This window comes from Sphingomonas sp. MS122, assembly GCF_049532975.1.
Taxonomy (GTDB): domain Bacteria; phylum Pseudomonadota; class Alphaproteobacteria; order Sphingomonadales; family Sphingomonadaceae; genus Sphingomonas.
In genome coordinates, this window is record NZ_CP186695.1 from 1,649,292 (window position 1) to 1,669,037 (window position 19,746).

The 19,746-nt window shown below is 69.0% G+C and carries 22 protein-coding genes; 5 read left to right on the plus strand and 17 right to left on the minus strand.

Translation table 11 applies throughout. The features are described 5' to 3' along the window. Positions 1-66 precede the first annotated feature (66 nt). From ACO227_RS07940 to ACO227_RS07955, 4 genes are all read right to left on the minus strand, one after another. Positions 67-981, minus strand: coding sequence for a helix-turn-helix domain-containing protein (locus tag ACO227_RS07940; RefSeq protein ID WP_423606695.1), 915 nt, complete (start codon positions 979-981; stop codon positions 67-69). Between the two features lie 110 nt (positions 982-1,091). Continuing rightward, entirely contained in the window at positions 1,092-3,371 is a 2,280-nt protein-coding gene (gene ptsP, locus ACO227_RS07945; protein WP_423606697.1) for a phosphoenolpyruvate--protein phosphotransferase, read from the minus strand. Positions 3,372-3,422: 51 nt separating this feature from the next. Continuing rightward, positions 3,423-4,076 (minus strand): hypothetical protein, encoded by a 654-nt coding sequence (locus ACO227_RS07950; RefSeq protein ID WP_423606698.1) that lies wholly within the window; start codon positions 4,074-4,076, stop codon positions 3,423-3,425. 142 nt (positions 4,077-4,218) lie between these two features. Continuing rightward, entirely contained in the window at positions 4,219-5,241 is a 1,023-nt protein-coding gene (locus ACO227_RS07955) for an NAD(P)H-dependent flavin oxidoreductase (protein WP_423606699.1), read from the minus strand. Between the two features lie 46 nt (positions 5,242-5,287). Between ACO227_RS07955 and ACO227_RS07960 the strand changes: the two genes are divergently transcribed. Further along, the gene (locus ACO227_RS07960; protein WP_423606701.1) at positions 5,288-5,704 is read left to right on the plus strand and encodes a secondary thiamine-phosphate synthase enzyme YjbQ; all 417 of its coding nucleotides are present in this window, start codon (positions 5,288-5,290) and stop codon (positions 5,702-5,704) included. A 6-nt stretch (positions 5,705-5,710) separates the two neighbouring features. On the opposite strand, the gene ACO227_RS07965 is transcribed toward ACO227_RS07960, so the two are convergent. After that, complete coding sequence (locus ACO227_RS07965) at positions 5,711-6,970, minus strand: aspartate kinase (protein WP_423606703.1); 1,260 nt, start codon at positions 6,968-6,970, stop codon at positions 5,711-5,713. Between the two features lie 50 nt (positions 6,971-7,020). On the opposite strand from ACO227_RS07965, the gene ubiG reads away from it, so the two are divergent. Beyond that, complete coding sequence (gene ubiG / locus ACO227_RS07970; RefSeq protein ID WP_423606704.1) at positions 7,021-7,758, plus strand: bifunctional 2-polyprenyl-6-hydroxyphenol methylase/3-demethylubiquinol 3-O-methyltransferase UbiG; 738 nt, start codon at positions 7,021-7,023, stop codon at positions 7,756-7,758. Positions 7,759-7,858: 100 nt separating this feature from the next. Here the strand turns inward: ubiG and ACO227_RS07975 are convergent, their stop codons facing one another. The 3 genes from ACO227_RS07975 to ACO227_RS07985 all read right to left on the minus strand — a co-directional run bounded on the left by ACO227_RS07975 (position 7,859) and on the right by ACO227_RS07985 (position 9,583). Continuing rightward, entirely contained in the window at positions 7,859-8,419 is a 561-nt protein-coding gene (locus tag ACO227_RS07975; RefSeq protein ID WP_423606705.1) for a hypothetical protein, read from the minus strand. 390 nt (positions 8,420-8,809) lie between these two features. After that, positions 8,810-9,181 (minus strand): tRNA-binding protein, encoded by a 372-nt coding sequence (locus tag ACO227_RS07980; protein WP_423606706.1) that lies wholly within the window; start codon positions 9,179-9,181, stop codon positions 8,810-8,812. Positions 9,182-9,232: 51 nt separating this feature from the next. Continuing rightward, positions 9,233-9,583, minus strand: a complete 351-nt coding sequence (locus tag ACO227_RS07985) for a GFA family protein (RefSeq protein WP_423606708.1) — start codon at positions 9,581-9,583, stop codon at positions 9,233-9,235. A gap of 63 nt (positions 9,584-9,646) precedes the next feature. On the opposite strand from ACO227_RS07985, the gene ung reads away from it, so the two are divergent. After that, positions 9,647-10,324: a uracil-DNA glycosylase gene (gene ung, locus ACO227_RS07990; protein WP_423606710.1), complete on the plus strand. Its 678-nt coding sequence runs from the start codon at positions 9,647-9,649 to the stop codon at positions 10,322-10,324. Between the two features lie 29 nt (positions 10,325-10,353). Here ung and ACO227_RS07995 read toward each other — a convergent pair whose 3' ends face one another. The 8 genes from ACO227_RS07995 to ACO227_RS08030 all read right to left on the minus strand — a co-directional run bounded on the left by ACO227_RS07995 (position 10,354) and on the right by ACO227_RS08030 (position 16,958). Then, positions 10,354-12,507, minus strand: coding sequence for a TonB-dependent receptor (locus ACO227_RS07995; RefSeq protein ID WP_423606711.1), 2,154 nt, complete (start codon positions 12,505-12,507; stop codon positions 10,354-10,356). A gap of 95 nt (positions 12,508-12,602) precedes the next feature. Beyond that, positions 12,603-13,193, minus strand: coding sequence for a hypothetical protein (locus ACO227_RS08000; protein WP_423606713.1), 591 nt, complete (start codon positions 13,191-13,193; stop codon positions 12,603-12,605). Then, positions 13,190-14,065, minus strand: coding sequence for a bifunctional methylenetetrahydrofolate dehydrogenase/methenyltetrahydrofolate cyclohydrolase FolD (folD, locus tag ACO227_RS08005; protein ID WP_423606714.1), 876 nt, complete (start codon positions 14,063-14,065; stop codon positions 13,190-13,192). The genes ACO227_RS08000 and folD overlap by 4 nt, the downstream gene beginning before the upstream one ends. Continuing rightward, positions 14,055-14,366, minus strand: coding sequence for a DUF167 domain-containing protein (locus ACO227_RS08010; RefSeq protein ID WP_423606715.1), 312 nt, complete (start codon positions 14,364-14,366; stop codon positions 14,055-14,057). Before ACO227_RS08010 ends, folD begins: the two co-directional genes overlap by 11 nt. Next, positions 14,363-14,677: a YggT family protein gene (locus ACO227_RS08015; protein ID WP_423606716.1), complete on the minus strand. Its 315-nt coding sequence runs from the start codon at positions 14,675-14,677 to the stop codon at positions 14,363-14,365. The genes ACO227_RS08010 and ACO227_RS08015 overlap by 4 nt, the downstream gene beginning before the upstream one ends. Positions 14,678-14,755: 78 nt before the next feature. After that, a complete protein-coding gene (argB, locus tag ACO227_RS08020; RefSeq protein WP_423606717.1) occupies positions 14,756-15,655 on the minus strand; it encodes an acetylglutamate kinase in 900 nt (299 codons plus the stop codon). A gap of 261 nt (positions 15,656-15,916) precedes the next feature. Then, on the minus strand, positions 15,917-16,225 hold the full coding sequence (locus tag ACO227_RS08025) for a hypothetical protein (protein WP_423606718.1): 309 nt from the start codon (positions 16,223-16,225) through the stop codon (positions 15,917-15,919). Positions 16,226-16,322: 97 nt separating this feature from the next. Continuing rightward, entirely contained in the window at positions 16,323-16,958 is a 636-nt protein-coding gene (locus ACO227_RS08030) for a queuosine precursor transporter (protein WP_423606719.1), read from the minus strand. Positions 16,959-17,073: 115 nt separating this feature from the next. Between ACO227_RS08030 and ACO227_RS08035 the strand changes: the two genes are divergently transcribed. Beyond that, positions 17,074-18,342 (plus strand): NupC/NupG family nucleoside CNT transporter, encoded by a 1,269-nt coding sequence (locus ACO227_RS08035; RefSeq protein WP_423606721.1) that lies wholly within the window; start codon positions 17,074-17,076, stop codon positions 18,340-18,342. After that, entirely contained in the window at positions 18,339-18,884 is a 546-nt protein-coding gene (locus ACO227_RS08040) for an STM3941 family protein (RefSeq protein WP_423606722.1), read from the plus strand. Before ACO227_RS08035 ends, ACO227_RS08040 begins: the two co-directional genes overlap by 4 nt. On the opposite strand, the gene ACO227_RS08045 is transcribed toward ACO227_RS08040, so the two are convergent. Then, positions 18,851-19,720, minus strand: coding sequence for a 3-hydroxybutyryl-CoA dehydrogenase (locus ACO227_RS08045; protein WP_423606724.1), 870 nt, complete (start codon positions 19,718-19,720; stop codon positions 18,851-18,853). The two genes, ACO227_RS08040 and ACO227_RS08045, sit on opposite strands and share 34 nt — an antisense overlap. Between the last annotated feature and the right edge of the window lie 26 nt (positions 19,721-19,746).

A 19,746-nucleotide genomic window follows, 5' to 3' on the forward strand; every position in this document is an offset into this window, starting at 1 on the left:
CGAAGTCCCCGCAGGCGTAAACATCCTCAACGCCTTATACATGATATGCCGAATCTGTCGCCACGCTTAAGGGATGGTGGCGTTTCCGGCAGACGGTTCGGGTTCGAAGGCGGGCTGGAAGGCGGGATCGGTACCGCGGGTAGGCCCCGATGCCGCAGGCGCCGCGGGTCGCGGCGCGGCGCCGGCGTTCGGGGCCCCCGCCCCCGCCGTGCCGCGCGCGCGCAGCGCCTCGGCGCTGATCGGCACGTCCTTGATCGCGCGGCCGGGCTGGCCGAGCGGCGCGACGTCGGATCCGTTGATCGTCACGCGGATCGCCTCGGGCCGGCCGAGATTGATCATCGGGCCATTGGCGTTGGCGGGCACGTCATAGCGCTCGCCCACCGCCATCTCCTTCTCGAACAGCCGCTGGCCGCTGGCGTCGTAGATGCGGAGCCAGACCGGCTGGGTCGCGGTCAGCGTCACCTGGCCGCCATTGGCCGGCGCCGGGGTCGGCGAGGGCGAGGCTGCGGGGCCGGCGGCGGCCGGCGTCTCGGTCGGCGCCGGCTCGGGCTCGCCGCCGCTGCCGCGGAACAGGTCGGTGCCGTACCAGATGCCCACCGCGACCACGATCAGCGCCGCGATCACCGCACCGGCCCAGGCGAGCCCGCTCGGCGGCTCGCGCACCGGGTCCTGCGGATCGTAGCTCTCATAGACCTCGCGCGCGGCGAACAGGCTCTCGGTCTCGCTGCGCAACTCGCGCGCCAGCGCGACCTCGTCGGCGCCGACCGCGCGGGCATAGGCCTTGACGAAGCCGACCGCATAGGTCGGCGAGGGCAGGCCCGAATAGTCCGAATTCTCGATCGCCTGGAGATGGCGCAGCGGCACGCGCGTGCGCGCGGCGACGTCGGACAGCTCCAATCCCTGCGCGATCCGCGCGTCGCGCAGCTTCTCCCCGACCTTCTCGGGGAAGAGCGTCGGGTTCTCGCCGGATTCGCCGTCCATTCAATTCACTCCGGTCGCACTGGGGGTCAGGCCAGGGGGATGCAGCCGCGGTGCGGTGTCCACCACCCGCCCTTCGCTGTCAACGCTGGCAGCCGGAAAATAGCCGCGAATCAGGCCAGCTCGACTCCATGCGCCTGCGCCCAATCCTCCAGCGCGGCGCGCATGTCGTCCGGCGGCAGCGCGAGCAAGCCGGCCATCGCCCCGATCAGGGCACCGCGGTCGAGCGTGCGCAGCATCGCCTTGATCGGCCCGACCGCCGCGGGAGTGATCGACAGCCGCTCGATGCCGAGCCCGATCAGCGCCATCGCCTCGAGCGGGCGCCCGCCCATCTCGCCGCACACCGCGAGCGGCACGCCCGCGGCGTTGGCCTCGAGCGTCACGCGGCGCAGGAAGCGCAGGATCGAGGGGGAGAGCCAGTCGTAGCGCACCGCGAGCTTGGGATGCGCGCGGTCGGCGGCGAACAGGAATTGGGTCAAGTCGTTGGTACCGACCGAGAGGAAATCGATCTTGGGCAGCAACAGGTCGAGCACCTCGGCCAGCGCCGGCACCTCGAGCATCGCGCCGTAGCGGATCTGCAGCGGGAGCTTGTGTCCGCGCGCCTCCAGCCAGGTGCGCTGGCTCTCGAACAGCGCACGCGCCTGATCGAACTCCCACGGCTCGCTGACCATCGGGAACATGACGTTGAGCGTGCGCCCGGCGGCGGCCTCCAGCAGCGCGCGCGCCTGCACCTTCATCAGGCCTTCGCGGTCGAGCGCCAGGCGCAGCGCGCGCCAGCCCATCGCCGGGTTCTCCTCGTCGCCATTCTCGTCATGGTCGAGATAGGGGAGCGCCTTGTCGCCGCCGATATCGACGGTGCGGAACGTCACCGGCCGATCGCCCGCGGCATCGAGCACGTCGCGGTAGAGGCGGCGCTGCCCCTCGCGCTGGGGCAGGGTGGCGGAGACGAGGAACTGGAATTCGGTGCGGAACAGCCCGATGCCGTCGGCGCCGGTCAGGTCGAGCGCGGCGACGTCGTCGCGCAGGCCGGCATTGACCATCAGCGTGACGCGATGCCCGTCCTTGGTCACCGGCGCCTCGCCCTTGAGCGCGGCGAAGGCGGCGCGGCGCTTCTGGGTGATCAGCAGCTTGGCGTCGAACGCCTCCTCCATCGCCGCGGTCGGGCGGATGATCAGCGTGTCCTCGGTCACGTCGACCAGCAGCCGGTCGCCCTCGGCGATCAGGCGGCGGATATCCCTGACCCGGCCCAGCATCGGTACCCCCATCGCGCGCGCGACGATGGTCACGTGCGCGGTGAGCGAGCCTTCCTCGAGCACCACGCCCTTGAGGCGCCGGCGGTCGTACTCGAGCAGCTCGGCCGGACCGAGGTTGCGCGCGATCAGGATCGAGTCCTGGCGCAGGCCTAGCTGCGCCGCGGTGCCGAGCTGGCCCGAGACGATGCGCAGCAGCCGGTTGGAGAGGTCCTCCAGGTCGTGCATGCGGTCGCGCAGCAGCGGATCGTCGATCTGCCGCATGCGCATCCGCGTGCGCTGCTGGACGCGCTCGATCGCCGCCTCGGCGGTGAGGCCGCTGTCGATCGCTTCGTTGATGCGCCGCGACCAGCCCTCGTCATAGGCGAACATCTTGTAGGTCTCGAGGACCTCCTCATGCTCGCCGCCGACGCCGAACTCGGCCTGGCTGGTCATGCGGTCGATCTGCTCGCGCATCTTGTCGAAGGCGGCATAGACGCGGTGGCGCTCGGCCTCGATGTCCTCGGCGACGGTATGCTCGATGGTGATGCGCGGCTGGTGGAACACCGCGGCCCCCGCCGCCATCCCCTCGACCAGCTTGAAGCCCGACACGCGCGCCGTGGCGGTGGACTGGGGCCGGGTCGATCCGCCGCCGCCCGCGGCGTCGATCAGCCCGGCATTGGCGATCAGCTCGCTGAGCACCATCGCCACGGTCTGCAGCGCCTCGATCTCGACCTCTTCGTACTTGCGCGGCTCGGCATGCTGCACCGCCAGCACGCCCACCGCGCGCTCCTTGCGGATGATCGGCACGCCGGCGAAGCTGTGGAAGCGCTCCTCGCCCGTTTCGGGGCGATAGGCGAAGTCGGGATGCGCCGCCGCCTCGTCGAGGTTCAACGTCTCGACATTGGCCGCGATCGTGCCGGTCAGGCCCTCGCCCAGGGCGAGCTTGGTGACGTGGACCGCCTCCTGCGCCAGCCCGCGCGTCGCGAACAGCTCGAGCACGCCCTCGCGCAGCAGGTAGATCGAGCAGACCTCGCTATCCAGCGCCTCGCCGATGATGTTGACGACCGAGTTGAGCTTGGCCTGCGCCGCCGCGCGCGAGGCCATCACGTCGTGCAGCCGCGTCAGGATCTCTCGGGCGGATGCGGCGGCGGAAACGGGCATGGAATCGCGCTAACAGATTGCGCCGTCCGGCGCCATCGCGGCGCGCAGGCGTCAGGGTATGATTTCCCCCGGCATCACCGCCGCCACCACGACCGGCGCATCCGGCGCGACGACGACCCGGCCCGCGCGCCATTCGGCCAGCGCCAGGCGATAGGCGTCATAGTCGCGATAGAAGTCGGTGAACGGCGCCTCGAGCCGCGCGATCGCCGTCGCGGCAAAGGCCGGGAACTCGGCCTCGGCGACCAAGGTCGCCTCGCTCAGCACGCGGTGCGCGACGTCGCAGAAGGCGCGCTGCGCGGGCGGCTGCGCGAAGAAATTGTAGAGCCGGGTCATCGCCCCGTCATGCTCGTTCTGCCACTGCGCGCCATAGCGCACGCGATAGGTGGCGCGCACCGCGCCGTCGGCCGCGGCGAGCACCGCGTGCTTCTCGCGCAGCAGGCCGTTATAGGCGGCGACCCGCTGCGCCTCGTACGCGTCGCGGCAGCCCAGCGCGGCGACGTTGAGCGCGGCGCGCACGTGCCAGGTCGCTTCCTCGTGCGAGATGCCGAGATTGGGCGTGTGATAGCGCCCCGCCGCGTCGCGGATCGGGATGCGCTCGTGGGCGGTCGCGCCCGGCGGCGGCGCCGGCGGCGCGACCTGCGCCGATGCGGGTGAGACGGCCAGCGCAAATGCCGCGCCGCAAGCGCGTACGAACAGCTTTTCCATGATGCCCCCCGGGTGATGATTCCCCGCGGGCAAGTGTCCGCCGATGCGGCTGCCGGGCCGCTAACAAATCAGGTGAATCTCGCGCAAAGCACGATAATTTCCCTGCGGTTTCAAACACTTGTTACGTCAACGTAACGAAACCTCAGGCCGTGGCGCGCTTCTCCAGCGCGTGCGCCGCTTCGGCCATCAGCTGGGCGATGATCTCGGCGACCGGCTCCTCCCGGGTCACCATCCCCACCGACTGGCCCGCCATCAGGCTGCCATGCTCGATGTCGCCGTCGATCACCGCGCGGCGCAGCGCGCCCGCCCAGTAATGCTCGATCTGCAGCTGCGCCTCGGCCATCTCGACCGCGCCGTCGTCCAGCGCCTGCGCCACCTCGCGCTGCTTGGCGGTGAACAGCTCGCTCCCGGCATTCTTGAGCGCGCGCACCGGGATCACCGGCAGGCGCGGATCGATCTGCACGCTGGCGACCGCGTCGCGGGCCGAGGCGCGGAAGAACGCCTTCTTGAAATTGGCATGCGCGATGCTCTCGCTCGCGCAGGCGAAGCGCGTGCCGAGCTGGACGCCCGCCGCGCCCATGTCGAGATAGCCGGCGATCGCCTCGCCGCGCCCGATCCCGCCGGCGACGAACACCGGGACCTGCTCGGCGACCTCGGGCAGGATCTCCTGGGCGAGCACGCTGGTCGAGACCGGCCCGATATGCCCGCCGGCCTCCATCCCCTCGACCACCAGCGCATCGACGCCCGAGCGGATCAGCTTCTTGGCGAGGCTGAGCGCGGGCGCGAAGCAGATCAGCTTCGCGCCATTCCCCTTGATCGCGTCGAGGCTGCCGGCCGGCGGCAGCCCGCCCGCCAGCACGATGTGCGTGACCTGGTGCCTGGCGCACACGTCGATCAGCTCGAACAGCTGCGGATGCATGGTGATCAGGTTGACGCCGAACGGCTTGTCCGTCAGCGCCTTGGTTCCGGCGATCTCGGCGTCGAGCAGCTCGGGCGTCATCGCCCCGCACGCGATCAGCCCGAAGCCGCCGGCGTTGGAGATCGCGGCGACGAGGTTGCGCTCGCTCACCCACGACATCGCGCCGCACAGGATCGCGGTCTCGGACCCGAGGAACTCGACGCCGCGCGCCATGCGGCGCTGAAGCCGCTCTTGACCAATGCTCATGCGCGCGGGCCTAGCCGGGCGAAGCGGTTTCAGGCAAGCAGATGATATGCGGCAGGACATCGGCGAGCTCGTCATCGGCACTCCGGGGCAGGGGCTGCACGAATTCACCCCCGCTGTGCTGCGCTGGGCCGCGGGCACCGGCATCGCCACCGGCCTGCTCACCCTGTTCGTGCGCCACACCAGCTGCTCGCTGCTGATCCAGGAGAATGCCGCCCCGGCCGCACGCCGCGACCTCGAACGCTGGCTCGCCCGCCTCGCGCCGGAATCCGACGCCTATGAGCATGACGACGAAGGGCCGGACGACATGCCCGCGCACCTGCGCGCCGCGATCACTACGACCTCGCTGGCGATTCCCGTCGCGAATGGCGTGCCGGTGCTCGGCACGTGGCAGGGCATCTATCTGTTCGAGCATCGCCGCGCAGCCCATCGGCGGCGGGTGGCGGTGCATCTGATGGGGCAGTAGGCGCGCTTACGCCGCCTCGTCCTCCGGCGCGTCCAGCCCGTACGCCGTGTGCAGCACGCGCACCGCGAGCTCGGTCTCGTCCTCGTGGATCAGCACCGAAACCTTGATCTCGCTGGTGGTGATGGCGAGGATGTTGATGCGGCGCTCGCCCAGCGTGTCGAACATCGTCGCGGCGACGCCGGCATGGCTGCGCATGCCTACGCCGACGACGCTGATCTTGGCGATCTTGGTGTCGTGGATCAGCTCGTCATAGCCGATCGGGCCCTTGGCCTTGCCGAGCACGTCGAGCGCGCGCGTCAGCTCGGCGCGCGGGACGGTGAAGGTCACGTCGGTCGAGCCGGTGGCGTGCGCCACGTTCTGCACGATCATGTCGACGTTGATCCCCGCCTCGGCCAGCGGGCCGAAGATGTGCGCCACCGCGCCCGGCCGGTCGGGGACGTTGGTGAGCGTCACCTTCGCCTCGTTCTTGTCGTGCGCGATGCCGGTGATCAGCTGGCGTTCCACGTCGTCAATCTCCTCTTCGCCGACGATCAGCGTGCCGCGATGGCCCATCTCGTCATGCGTATCCTCGAACGAGGAAAGCACGCGCACGCGCACGCCTTCCTTCATCGCCAGGCCGACCGAGCGGGTCTGGAGCACCTTCGCCCCGACGCTCGCCAGCTCCAGCATCTCCTCGTAGGTCACCTTGGTCAGCTTGCGTGCCCTGGGCACGATGCGCGGGTCGGTGGTGTAGACCCCGTCGACGTCGGTGTAGATGTCGCAGCGGTCGGCCTTCATCGCCGCCGCCACCGCCACCGCGCTGGTGTCCGACCCGCCGCGGCCGAGCGTGGTCACGCGATTGTCCTCGGCCAGGCCCTGGAAGCCGGGGATCACCGCGACGTTGCCGTCGGCGAGGCTGGCGTTGAGCTCGGCGGTGTCGATCGTCCCGATCCGCGCGCTGGCGTGCGCGCTGCTGGTGTGGACCGGCAGCTGCCAGCCGAGCCACGAGCGCGCGGGCACGCCCATCGCCTGCAGCACGATCGCCAGCAGCCCGCTGGTCACCTGCTCGCCCGAGGACACGACCACGTCGTACTCGCGCAGGTCGTAGAGCGGCGAGGCTTCCTTGCAGAAGCCGACCAGCCGGTCGGTCTCGCCGGCCATCGCCGAGACGACCACCGCGACCTGGTTGCCCGCTTCCCACTCGGCCTTGACGCGATTGGCGACGTTGCGAATCCGCTCGATGCCCGCCATCGACGTGCCACCGAACTTCATCACGATCCGCGCCATTTGTGTCTCGCCCCCTTGGGTAGGTGTGGGCGCGCTGATAGGAGGGGGGGATGGCGATGACAAGCAAAGCAACCATTGACCCGCGTGAAGCTGAGCATTTCGGGCGGCTGGCGGCGGACTGGTGGAACCCAAAGGGGTCCTCGGCGATGCTCCACCGCCTCAATCCGCCGCGGCTGCGCTATATCCGCGAGGCGGTCGATGGGCATTGGGGAAGCGACCCCAATGGCTTCACCCCGCTCGCCGGCAAGACCGCGCTCGACGTCGGTTGCGGCGCGGGCCTGTTGTGCGAGCCGCTCGCCCGGCTCGGCGCGAGCGTCACCGGGGTCGATGCCGCGCCCGAGAATATCGGCGCGGCGCGGGCGCACGCCGCGGCCTCGGGGCTGGCGATCGACTATCAGGCCGGCGAGTTCGAGGCCGTCGCCAGGGGCCGGACCTACGACCTCGTCACCTCGATGGAGGTGATCGAGCATGTGACGGACCCCGCCGCCTTCGTCGCCGGTCTCGCCGCCGCGCTCGCGCCGGGCGGCCTCATGATCCTCTCCACCCCCAACCGCACGCCGCTGTCGCGCCTGGCGATGATCACGGTGGGCGAGGGGCTCGGCATGATCCCGCGCGGCACGCACGACCATGCCAGGTTCATCACCCCGGACGAGCTGACCAGGCTGCTCGCCGGTGCCGGCCTCGAGGTCGCCGACTTGCGCGGCCTCAGCTTCTCGCCGATGGCGGGCTTCCACCTCTCGGACGACACCAGCCTCAACTATCTGCTGACGGCGCGGCGCTCGGCATAGCGGTCGGGAATGCGCGGCGAGCGGTGGATGCGGTCGAAGATCACCGAGCGCTGCCGGTCGGGCTTTGCCGCATCCGTCCCGGGCTGCTGGTCGTCGCCTATTACGCGTCTCGCCCCGACATGCGAAACAGCGTTCCCGCGGTCACCCACAGCCCGGTGAAGAAGGCGGTCAGCACGACCACGTCGCGCGGCCAGCCCCGTCCCTCGATGCCGAGATCGCCGGCCAGCGCGATCACCCCGACGATCAGCTGCGCGGCGGCGGCGGCGAACAGCGTTCGCGCCAGGCCCTCCGGCTTGAAGCCCCCGACGCACGCCCCGCCGACCAGGATCGTGATCACGCCGGCGAACATCAGGTTCGCGGGGTTGCCCTCATGGCCGATGATCCCCACCGCGAGGTTGATCCAGATGAGCAGGAACAGCCCCAGCGTCGTCAGCACCGACGCCGCGCGATAGGCGACGCTCGGGGCGCGGCTCGCGAGGAAGTCGTAGGCGCCGAGGATCGCGGCGAACAACATGCCCATCACCACGAAGTCCGATGCGGTCCAGTCGACCTCGCTGGTGTAGCGCATCGCGATCGCGGGCACGCACAGCAGCCCCGCCGCCGCGCTCCAGCGCGCCACGCGCCACCAGTTGATCCGCTTCGTCTGCGTCATTGCCGTCATGTCTCAGCCTCGTCTTGATGAGGCCTTCCGGTCTCACGCGCCGGCGATGAGCGTCATGAGCGGGGCATGAGGATTGTGTGAGCGATGCGCGGACGGCATTTTCCTACAGCACCCGATCCGTGATAGCTGGTTCGTCCCATGCTGCACCGGGACGCCTTTCCATCCGATTCGATCCGCCTTTCCGCCGCGTCATGGATGCGCTTGTGCCGCGTCACCGCCGCGTTGCCGGCGCGCGACTGTCGCGTCGGTGCCGCGTTACCGGCGCACCGGCGCGGCGCCGATGGCGCGTCACCGCCGCTTCGGCGGCGCGTCACCGCCGCGTTGCCGGCGCGTCGCGGGCGCTTTTGGCGCCAAACCCCTTCATTCCGTCAACCTTGTCAACCGCCGCCGTCAGAACAGCCGCCCGCCGTTCGGCACCGCGACGCTCGGGTGGAACAGCACGACCTTGCCCTCGGCATCGGGGAAGCCCAGCGTCAGCACCTCGGACATCATCGGCCCGATCTGGCGCGGCGGGAAGTTGACTACCGCCGCCACCTGCCGCCCGGGCAACTCGTCGAGCGCATAATGCTCGGTGATCTGGGCCGAGGAGCGCTTGACCCCGATCACGGGGCCGAAGTCGATCGTCAGCCGGTAGGCGGGCTTGCGCGCTTCCGGGAACGGCTCGGCGGCGAGGATCGTGCCGACGCGGATGTCGACCGCCAGGAACTGGTCGAAGCTGATCTCCGCCGCGGCCGGCGCCGTGGCGTCGTGGTTCATGTGCATGAGGAACTCCTTACTTATATCCTCCCTCTGGCGGGGGAGGGTTCGGGACATCTAGAGGCTCGCCCCGTCGAACTTGTGGATGGTCAGCGAATCGAGGTCGATATCGTCGGCGCAGCGCAGGTTGATCGCCGCCATCGCCTTGCCGTCCGGCCCGGTCCCGCCGCCATAGGGCGCACAGCCGCAGGTCTTGCAGAAGGTGTGGCGGATATTGTGGCGGTTGAACTGGTAGATCGTCGTCGCATCGGGATCGCCATGCGCGGTGAACTGCTCCGCGGGCGCGAAGTGGAGCAGATAGCCCTTGCGCCGGCAGATCGAGCAGTTGCACGCCAGCGCCGCGGTCGGCGCGTCGCCCTCGAGCGTGTAGCTCATCTTGCCGCAATGGCAGCTTCCGGTGACGGGCATCTCGGCTCTCCCTCGTTGACAGGCTCGCCGTGGTTCGCACAGTCGCGCCCGGAAGGAAACCGCATGGCCGTGAAGCTGCATCCCGATTGGCTCGAACCGCTCCAGCGCGAGTTCGACGCGCCGTACATGGCGTCGCTGCGCCAGTTCCTGGTTGACGAGAAGGCGGCGGGAAAGCGCATCTTCCCCAGGGGCGGCGACTGGTTCCGCGCGCTCGACCTGACCCCGCCGCAGGACGTGCGCGTCGTGGTCCTGGGGCAGGATCCCTATCACGGCGAGGGGCAGGCGCACGGCCTGTGCTTCTCGGTCCAGCCCGGCGTGCGCGTGCCGCCGAGCCTGGTCAACATCTACAAGGAACTGCAGTCCGATCTCGGCATCCCGCCCGCGCGCCACGGCTTTCTCGAGCATTGGGCGAAGCAGGGCGTGCTGCTGCTCAACAACTGCCTGACGGTCGAGATGGGCCGCGCCGCCTCGCACCAGGGGCGCGGGTGGGAGAAGTTCACCGACGCGGTGGTGGCGCATGTCAACGCCGGCGAAAAGCCTGTGGTGTTCATGCTGTGGGGCAGCCACGCGCAGCGCAAGGCGCCGTCGGTCGATCCGCGGCATCTGGTGCTCAAGTCGGTCCATCCCTCGCCGCTCTCGGCGCATGGCGGCTTCTTTGGCTGCCGCCATTTCTCGAAGGCGAACGAATTTCTCGAAGCGAACGGGCGCGGCGCGATCGACTGGGCGTTGCCGCCGCTGTGAAGCGGGACAACGCCAGCCGGGAGAACCCTTCAGAAGCTGATCCGCGCCGCCACGCGGATGTCGCGGCCGGCGAGCGGCACGAAGTCCTTGGTGAACGAGGCATGGCGCCGCGCCTCGACGTCGAAGATGTTGTCGGCGGAGAGGATCAGCGCGGTCTCGCGCTTCTCGCCGAACGGGTGCCAGGTGAGCGAGGCGTTGACCAGGGTGAAGGCCGGGGTCTCGGTCTCGAACGCGGCGATGCGCGACTGCTTGGTGACATGCTCGACCTCGACCCGCCCGCCGAACGGGCCGTGGCTGGCGTCGAGCCCGGCGAGGACGCGGAAGGGCGGGATGCGCGGCACCGGGCTGCCGTCCTCGAGCGTGGCGCGGACATAGTCGGCGACGAGGTTGCCGCCGAGCGTGAAGCCGCCCTGCTTGAGCAGCGTCGCCGAGACCTCGCCCTCGACGCCGAGATAGCGGGCGTCGGCCTGGCGGTACTGGAACACCGGCAGCTCGTCGATCTCGAGGCCGGTCTCGGTCTCGTAGATATAGTCGGTGAACCAGTTGGCGTAGCCGGCGAGCTGGAACTTGAGCCCGCCGAGCGCGCCGCGCGCATAGACTTCGCCGCCCCAGCTCTTCTCGGTGCGGAAATTGGGGTCGCCGACCTCATAGGCCTGGGTCGCCACGTGCGGCCCGTTGGAGAACAGCTCCTCGGCCGAGGGCGCGCGGACCGCGCGCGAGGCGTTGACCCCGATCTTGACCAGCGGGGCGACCTCGTACGACAGGCCGACCGCGCCGGAGAAGGCGTCGAACCCGCGATCGACCCGCCCGACCGGCGCATCCTCGTCGAGCCCCAGCTTGACCGAATTGGAGCGGACGTTGGTGTGCTCGTAGCGCAGCGCGCCCTCGAGCCCGAGCCCGCCGCCGAGCTTGAGCTCCTGCAGCGTGAACAGGCCGTACTGGTCGGTCGTGTTCTCGGGCACGAACGCCTCCTCGCCGACGGCGGAGAAGTCGCGGGTCATGCCCTGGAAGCCGATCACGCCGCGCCAGCCGTCGCGGTCCGCCTGGACCAGCTCGAGCCGGCCCTCGAACCCGGTCGAGTTGAAGACGGTGCCGGTTTCCGAGCCTTCGAACTCAGTGTGCTTGTAATCCGAATAGCCCGCGCGGACGCGGATGCTGTCGAGGAACCCGCCTCCGGTCTTGACCTCACCGCGCAGGTCGGCGCGGAGCTGGTGGAGGCCGATGGTGACATGCTCCTCGCCCTCGTCCTCCGCGCCGCCGTCATGCGCATGGCCCGCGCCGGGCCGCGCGGGGACGCCATAGTCGGTGTCGTAGTAGCCGACGGAAAAGCCGAGGCTTCCGCCGTCGTTGATCAGCGAGAGCCCGCCGCCCACCGTATAGGTCCGCGTCCCGCTGTTGGGCAGCCGCCCGCGCTGGTTGGCGAGCGCGGTCGCCTCGGCCGCTTCGTCGAGATGGCCTTCCGCGGTCTCCTCGGCGGCGATTGCGAGCTGCTCGGCACGGAGCGGGGCGCTCAGAATATAGCCGCCGGTGCGCATATCGTCGGTCTTGCGGTAGCTGCCGTCGAGGTGGAGCACGAACTGCTTGTCGAGCGCGACGTCCACCGCCGCGCCGCCGCTGCGCTCCTCGGCCGCCGAACCATAGGTGCCGACCGCGTCGACATGGAATCCGTTCTCGGGCACCGCGCGCGGGATGCGGCGGTCGAGCACGTTGACCGCGCCGCCGATCGCCTGGCTGCCGAACAGCAGCACCGCGGGGCCGCGCAGCACCTCGATCCGCTCGGCCGTCAGCGGGTCGATCGACACGGCATGGTCGGTCGAGGTGTTGGACACGTCGAGTGTGCCCAGGCCATCGGACAGGACGCGCACGCGCTCGCCCTGGAAGCCGCGCAGCACCGGCCGCGACGCACCCGGGCTGAACGAGGTCGCCGAGACCCCCGGCACCTGGGTCAGCGTGTCGCCGATCTGGCCGCGAATGTCGCGCACCAGCTCGTCGCCCGACACCACCGACGCGCCCGCGAGCAGGTCGAGATCGGCGACATAGGGCGCGGTGATCACCACATCGGCGTCCGAATCGCCATGCACCGCGCTGCGGCTGGTGGCGTCGCGCTCGGCATGGTCGGTGGTCTGCGCGAAGGCGGGGAGGGCGAAGGCGCTGGTGGCGAGGAGAAGTGCGATACGCTTCATGGATACACGGTCCCTGGACTCAAACCGCGCCGCTGTAAGTGCAACGTTACATCATCACAAGTGCAAATACGGAAAAGACGCGCCGGCCGGCGCCGTCATTGCGGCGCGACACGATCCTCCACCACCGGCACGAAGCGTCGCCCGTCCCATAGCGAGGCGGTGAAGCCGCGGCTGCCGTCGGGGGCCATCGTCCAGCGCCAGCGCAGGGAACCGTCGGGCGAGGCGCCGGCGCCGCTGTCCGGTCCGGCGGCGGCGGGCGGCGAGGGCGGCACGGCGCGGCACGCCGCCCGGCGCACCCTGGGCGGCTCGGGCAGGCGGCGAGGCGCCTTCAGCTCGTCGCCGCCGTCATAGATCCATTTCCACCCGCCACCGGCCTGGCGCACCCATATGGTGGTGAAATAGCCCGATCCGCCCGGCCGCACCCAGGGTCCCGTGTTCACCGCCATGTTGCCGTCGCACGAGACATAGCTTTCCGCCGGCCACCATTGCACCGCGATCGGCGGGTCCTTGCGGTCCTTGAGGAAGGCCTGGGCGTTGCGCGGCCTGGGCACGAACATCACCGCATCGTCGGTGGCGTAGCGGCGAAAGGCGGTCCATTGCCCTTCGGTCTGCGCGGCGCGGTTGAAGTCGCGCTCGGCCGCCACCGCCGTCCCCGCCTGCATCAGCAGCAGGGCGGCGAGAATCACAGCGCCGCCAGGTCCAGCGCGAGGCCCTCGCGGCGGTGCGCGGCGACCAGCGTGTTGCGCAGCAGGCAGGCGATCGTCATCGGCCCGACCCCGCCCGGCACGGGGGTTATCGCGCCCGCGACCGAGGCCGCGCTGTCGAACTCGACATCGCCGGTCAGCGCGCCGTCGACGCGGTTGATGCCGACATCGATCACGGTCGCGCCGGGCTTGAGCCACTCGCCCTTGACGAAGCCTGCCCGACCGACCGCCGCGACGACGATATCGGCGCGTGCGACATGGCCCGGCAGGTCCCGGGTGCGCGAATGGGCGAGCGTCACGGTGCAGCTCGCCTGGGTGAGCAGCGCCGCCATCGGCTTGCCGACGATGTTCGAGCGGCCGATCACCACCGCGTCGAGGCCCGAGAGGTCGCCGAGCTGGTCCTTGAGCAGCATCAGGCAGCCGAGCGGGGTGCAGGGGACGAAGCCGTCGATCCCCGTCGCCAGCCGCCCGGCATTGACCGGGTGGAAGCCGTCGACATCCTTGTCGGGGTCGATCCGCAGCAGCACCGCCTGCTCGTCGAGTTGCGCGGGCAGGGGGAGCTGGACGAGGATGCCGTCGACCTGCGGGTCGGCGTTGAGCCGGTCGACCAGCGCGATCAGCGTCGCCTGGTCGGTGTCGGCGGGCAGGCGGTGCTCGAAGCTCGCCATGTTGGCGGCGACCGTCGCCTTGCCCTTGCTGCGGACATAGACCGAGGACGCCGGATCCTCGCCGACCAGCACCACGGCGAGCCCGGCCTTGCGCCCCGCCCGCGCCTCGAATGCCGCCGCCGCCTCGCCCACGCGAGCGCGCAGGCCAGCCGCGAAAGCCTTGCCGTCGATGATCTCAGCCGTCATGCGCTGCCCCATAGAACTTCGCGGCAATCGCCGCCAGCGCCGAAGCGTCGCCCGCGATGGTCAGCCGCTTGAGCCGGGCGGTCTCGCCTGCGATCAGCTTCACGTCGCGCTTCGCCACGCCGAATGTCCTTGCGACCAGCTCCGTCAATGCCGCGTTGGCCGCGCCCTCCACCGGCGGGGCAGCGAGCCGGGCGGCGAAATGTTCGGGCGTCCCTGCCAGGAACGCGTTCATCGACGCGCGCGGCGTCACCCGCACCGCGATGCGGATCCCCTCGGCAGCCGCCTGCCAGGCCGTGCTCACATCCCGGGGCTGGCCAGCGCCGCGTCGAGATTGGGGATCACCGCATAGTTGATCACCGCGATCAGGATCAGCACCACGAACGGCGCGAAGTCCATCGGCCCGGTATCGGGCAGGATGCGGCGGATCGGGCGGTAGATCGGCTCGGTCAGCGTGTTGAGCCCGCGCCACAGCGCGCTCACGAAATCATTATAGGTGTTGATCACGTTGAACGCGATCAGGATCGACAGGATCGCCTGGACGACGATGATCCACCACAGCACGTTCAGCAGGATCTGGACGATGTCGAAGGTGATCGCGAGAGCGGTATCCAACAGGGCCTCCGGAGTTTTCTTGGCGCTTCTACCGGAAAGCCCGGCACGGCGGCAACCGTATTAGCTATATAATACGCCTCAGCGGTGAACCAAGGTGCCCGCGCCTTGGGTGGTGAAGATTTCGAGCAGCATCGAATGCGGTACCCGCCCGTCGAGGATGACCGCGGCGTCGACGCCGGCATCGACCGCTGCGACGCAGGTCTCGACCTTGGGGATCATGCCCCCGCTGATCGTGCCGTCGGCCTTGAGCGCGGCGATGCGGCCGGGGTCAAGGTCGGTGAGCAGCTCCTTGTCCTTGCTCAGCACGCCCGGCACGTCGGTCAGCAGGAAGAAGCGCGACGCGCCCAGCGCGCCCGCGATCGCGCCCGCCATCGTGTCGGCGTTGATGTTGTAGGTGTGGCCGTCGGCGCCCATCGCGATCGGCGCCACCACCGGGATGAAACCCTGCGCCGAGAGCGTGGTCAGTACGCTGGCGTCGACCGCCACCGGCTCGCCGACGAAGCCGAGATCGACATGGCGCTCGATCCCCTGCAGCGGATCGGCTTCGCTGCGGCCGACCTTGCGCGCGGTGACCAGCCCCGAATCCTTGCCCGAGATGCCGATCGCCTTGCCGCCCGCGGCGCCGATCCAGGAGACGATCTCCTTGTTGATCGATCCGGCGAGGACCATCTCGGCGATCCGCGCGGTCTCGGCATCGGTGACGCGCAGCCCGCCGACGAACTGCGATTCGACGCCGAGTCGCTTGAGCATCTGCCCGATCTGCGGCCCGCCGCCATGCACCACTACAGGGTTGATGCCCACCGCCTTGAGCAGCACCACGTCCTCGGCGAAGTCGCGCGCCAGCTCGGGATCGCCCATCGCGTGGCCGCCATATTTCACGACGAAGGTCTTGCCCGCATAGCGCTGCATGTAGGGCAGCGCGTCGGTCAGCGTCTCCGCCTTGGCGAGCATCCGGGGATCGGGGGCATGATCGGTCATGCGCGGCGCATTAGCGCGAGTTGCCGGGATGCGAAAGCGGCGGAGGGGTGGCATCGAAGCCGCACCGTCGCGAAGTTGACAAAGTTACGCGGAACGCGATTCATTCTGTCAACTTGGTCGCCCTTGTCGGGTGGGGGGGGGGCGCAGACTCGCGTTGCTCGGAATCGACGAAATCAAAGAGCGGTGCTTGGCACCGAACGACGCAAGCAAATGAATTCCAACATTGCAAGCGCGGCGTCGGCTATTGGTGGTTTGCGGACCTCAATCGTAATCCGGAATGGGAGATACACTCCATGGTGCACCCGCGCGTGTGCGTTCCGCTTCAAAGCCCATTTCGACGGTAGGCAGAAAGAGCAAATCAGGCTGCCATTCCAAGACATGTGACGCGTGCAGCCAGCGACATTGCGTATCGAAGTCGTGGCCACTTGCTCCGCACAGAAACTGTAAATCTCCATCTGACTCATGCGCGAAGAGGAGCACTGGTGCTCCATCCATCACATGTTGGCAGGTGAAGCAGCCTTTGTCGGCATCAAACGTGTATCCGGCAAAACTTATGGTCGAGCTTTCCATGGCAAGCGTCTTGCCACTGCGGTCTTCATGTCCGCTATGGGGTCGTTAGCGGCCCTACCCGACGGAGGATGCCGCGGCCAGCTGTCAGGCCGCCTCGTCAGGCGCTGCGATCCAGGCTCCGTCCGATCGCGACGAAGCCCGCGATCAGCGCCGGGATCAGCACGATCGACAGCACCACCTTGGCCAGCATCTGGCCCATCAGCAGGTGGCCGATCGGGAACTCGCCGTAGAAGGCGACGGTGATGAAGATCAGCGTGTCGACGATCTGGCTCAGCACGCCCGCGATCGCGCCGCGCAGCCACATCATCTTGCCGCCCTCGCGCTTCAAGGCGCTGAAGATGGTGACGTTGAGCAGCTGCGAGGCGCCATAGGCGGTGATCCCGCCCAGCCAGATGCGCCAGGTGCCGCCCATCATCATGTCGAACGCGGCGCGGCGCTCGGCCGGCATGTCGGCGGCGGGCGGGAGGGTCAGCACCAACGCGGTCAGCGCGATCGAGGCGAGCAGCGGGATGAAGCCGAGCAGCACGAGCCGGTTCGCCACCGTGCGCCCGTGCATTTCGGCGACGGCGCTGGAGACAGCGACCAGCAGCAGGAAAGCGAAGATGCCGGCTTCCACCGCGAGCGGCCCCAGCGCCACCTGCTTGTTGCCCAGCACGCCGGCGATGCAGACCATGCCGCCGTAGAAGATCGAGAGGGTGAAGAGCGAGCGCGAGAGCGGAGCCGGAGTGTGCATGGCCGTTGCTAGCCCGGTTTCCGTGGATACGGAAGCACCTAGCGATGCGCGAATCGTGCGCTATGCTGCAGCCCCATATGCCGCGCGACAGACGTGGCGCTTGGGGGCTTCTCACTTGAACAATCTTCCGATCGGTATCCTGGGCATCGCCGCGATCCTCGGCATCGCCGTCCTGCTCTCGTCCAACCGCCGCGCGATCCGGCTGCGCGTGGTCGGCGCCGCCTTCGCGCTGCAGGCCGGCATCGCCGTGCTCGTGCTCTACGTCCCCGCCGGCCGCTCGGTGATCGAAGGAATGGCGCGCGGCGTTTCGGCGCTGCTCGGCTATGCCCAGGCCGGCACCGACTTCATCTTCGGCCCGCTCGCCAAGCCCGAGATGGGCGGGCACAGCTTCGCGATCGCGGCGCTGCCGGTGATCATCTTCTTCGCCAGCCTGGTCTCGATCCTCTATTATCTGCGCATCATGCCGCTGGTGATCCGGTGGATCGGCGGGGCGATCGAGAAGGTGACCGGGGTGAGCAAGGTGGAGTCGCTATGCTCGGCCGCCAACATCTTCGTCGGCCAGAGCGAATCGCCGCTGGTCATCCGCCCCTATCTCGCGAGCCTCGCCCCGGCGCAGCTGTTTGCGGTGATGAGCGTCGGCATGGCGGGTGTCGCGGGGACGATCCTCGCGGCCTATGCGGCGATGGGGATCAACATCCAATATCTCCTCGCCGCGAGCTTCATGGCCGCGCCGGGCGGGCTGCTGATGGCCAAGATCATCATGCCCGACGAGCCGGCGAAGCAGCCCGAACTCCCGCTCGACGGCGAGGCGCCGGCCGAGCCCGAGGAAGCGGCGATCCGCGCGGTCGAGCACGACATCGAGGAGGAGCGCCCCGCCAACATCATCATGGCGGCGGCGATGGGCGCGCAGATCGGCGTCAAGATCGCGGTCGCGGTGGGTGCGATGGTGCTCGCCTTCGTCGCGCTGGTCGCGCTCGCCAACGGGCTGCTCGGCGTGGTCGGCGGGTGGTTCGGCTACCCCACGCTGACCTTCCAGGGCGTGATCGGCACGGTGTTCGCGCCGATCATGTTCCTGATCGGCATCCCCTGGGCCGAGACCGGTGCCGCGGGCAGCCTGTTCGGCACCAAGATGGTGCTCAACGAGTTCGTCGCGTTCCTCAACCTCGGCACCACCGCGGGGCTGAGCCCGCGCAGCGTCGCGATCATCACCTTTGCGCTGTGCGGCTTCGCCAATTTCAGCTCGATCGCGATCCAGATGGCGGCGACCGGCAGCCTCGCGCCCAACCAGCGCCCGGTGATCGCCAGGCTCGGCATCAAGGCGCTGGTCGCGGGCAGCCTGGCGAACCTGATGAGCGCGGCGCTGGCGGGGTTGTTGTTGCCATGAGCGAGCGCTTCGTCGCGCACGTGTCGAAAGGCAAAACGCTGGGACTCACGCTGATCTCGGTCGGCTTTGTCGCGATTGGCATTTGGCTGATTGTGAACCCAGAGGAAGCCGCCAGTCGTCGTCTCAGCGATCCCGCGATGGTCTGGGGCTTCGGTTGGCTTGCGATTCTTGTCTTCGGCGGGTTTGCCGTGGTGGGCGTGCGACAGGTATTCCGGGCCGGTCCCGTGATGGAGATCGATTCCCGTGGCATTCTCTGGCGGCGCTGGTCGGATCAGGTGATTCCCTGGAGCGCGATCGTCCGGGTCGAGAAACAGGCGATCCAGTACAACAAATTCCTGTGCCTGTGGCTTGATGTGCCGGAGCACTATCCTGGGGGGTCAACGCTCGGCAAGCTGTCGGGTGTGAGCAAATTTATGGGAGGCGGCGACATCACGCTCTCGGTGGCGGGCACCGACCAGGGCTTCGACCGGCTGGTCGAGGTGGTCGATGCCCATCTCCGCGCCCGCGATCAGCGCGTCGGTACCGGCTCCGCGCCCGAATAGTCGTAGAAGCCGCGGCCGCTCTTCCGCCCGTACCAGCCGGCCTCGACATATTTGACCAGCAACGGGGCGGGGCGGAACTTGGGGTCGCCGGTTCCCTCGAACAGCACCCGGGTGATCTCGAGGCAGGTGTCGAGCCCGATGAAGTCGGCCAGCGTGAACGGCCCCATCGGGTGGTTGAGGCCGAGCTGGATCGCGGCGTCGATGTCGGGGATCGTCGCCACCCCCTCGCCGAGCGCGAAGCAGGCTTCGTTGAGGAACGGCATCAGCACGCGATTGACGATGAAGCCGGGCGCGTCGTTGGCATGGACGATGCGCTTGTTCAGCGTCTTGCCATAGGCCTCGACCGCGGCGACCGTCGCGTCGCTGGTGGCGAGGCCGCGGATCAGCTCGATCAGGCCCATCACCGGCACCGGGTTGAAGAAATGCACCCCCATGAAGCGCGCCGGATCGGGCGAGGCCTGCGCCAGCCGCGTGATCGGGATCGACGAGGTGTTGCTGGCAAGGATCGCGTCCTTGCCCAGCACCTTGCCGACATTGGCGAAGATCTCGCGCTTGATCGCCTCGCGCTCGGTCGCCGCCTCGATCACCAGGTCGCACGGGGCGAAGGCGTCGGTGCCGGCGACGCACTCGATGTTCGCCAGCGCCGCGTCCATCGCCTCGCTGGTGATCTTCTCCTTCTCCACCGCGCGCGCGAGCTGCCTGGCGATTCCCGCCTTGCCCTTCTCGGCACGCGCCTGATCGACGTCGGACAGCAGTACGCGATAGCCCGCCTGCGCCGAAACCTGGGCGATTCCCGCCCCCATCTGCCCCGCGCCGATCACGCCAACCGTCTGCATGCCTGTTCTCCGAAATCTGATATGCA

Coding starts and splice junctions, on each gene's coding strand:
- ACO227_RS07940 (WP_423606695.1), bottom strand. CDS start 981: ATGGACGGCGAATCCGGCGAGAACCCGACGCTCTTCCCCGAGAAGGTC.
- ptsP (WP_423606697.1), bottom strand. CDS start 3,371: ATGCCCGTTTCCGCCGCCGCATCCGCCCGAGAGATCCTGACGCGGCTG.
- ACO227_RS07950 (WP_423606698.1), bottom strand. CDS start 4,076: ATGGAAAAGCTGTTCGTACGCGCTTGCGGCGCGGCATTTGCGCTGGCC.
- ACO227_RS07955 (WP_423606699.1), bottom strand. CDS start 5,241: ATGAGCATTGGTCAAGAGCGGCTTCAGCGCCGCATGGCGCGCGGCGTC.
- ACO227_RS07960 (WP_423606701.1), top strand. CDS start 5,288: ATGCGGCAGGACATCGGCGAGCTCGTCATCGGCACTCCGGGGCAGGGG.
- ACO227_RS07965 (WP_423606703.1), bottom strand. CDS start 6,970: ATGGCGCGGATCGTGATGAAGTTCGGTGGCACGTCGATGGCGGGCATC.
- ubiG (WP_423606704.1), top strand. CDS start 7,021: ATGGCGATGACAAGCAAAGCAACCATTGACCCGCGTGAAGCTGAGCAT.
- ACO227_RS07975 (WP_423606705.1), bottom strand. CDS start 8,419: ATGACGGCAATGACGCAGACGAAGCGGATCAACTGGTGGCGCGTGGCG.
- ACO227_RS07980 (WP_423606706.1), bottom strand. CDS start 9,181: ATGCACATGAACCACGACGCCACGGCGCCGGCCGCGGCGGAGATCAGC.
- ACO227_RS07985 (WP_423606708.1), bottom strand. CDS start 9,583: ATGCCCGTCACCGGAAGCTGCCATTGCGGCAAGATGAGCTACACGCTC.
- ung (WP_423606710.1), top strand. CDS start 9,647: ATGGCCGTGAAGCTGCATCCCGATTGGCTCGAACCGCTCCAGCGCGAG.
- ACO227_RS07995 (WP_423606711.1), bottom strand. CDS start 12,507: ATGAAGCGTATCGCACTTCTCCTCGCCACCAGCGCCTTCGCCCTCCCC.
- folD (WP_423606714.1), bottom strand. CDS start 14,065: ATGACGGCTGAGATCATCGACGGCAAGGCTTTCGCGGCTGGCCTGCGC.
- argB (WP_423606717.1), bottom strand. CDS start 15,655: ATGACCGATCATGCCCCCGATCCCCGGATGCTCGCCAAGGCGGAGACG.
- ACO227_RS08025 (WP_423606718.1), bottom strand. CDS start 16,225: ATGGAAAGCTCGACCATAAGTTTTGCCGGATACACGTTTGATGCCGAC.
- ACO227_RS08030 (WP_423606719.1), bottom strand. CDS start 16,958: ATGCACACTCCGGCTCCGCTCTCGCGCTCGCTCTTCACCCTCTCGATC.
- ACO227_RS08040 (WP_423606722.1), top strand. CDS start 18,339: ATGAGCGAGCGCTTCGTCGCGCACGTGTCGAAAGGCAAAACGCTGGGA.
- ACO227_RS08045 (WP_423606724.1), bottom strand. CDS start 19,720: ATGCAGACGGTTGGCGTGATCGGCGCGGGGCAGATGGGGGCGGGAATC.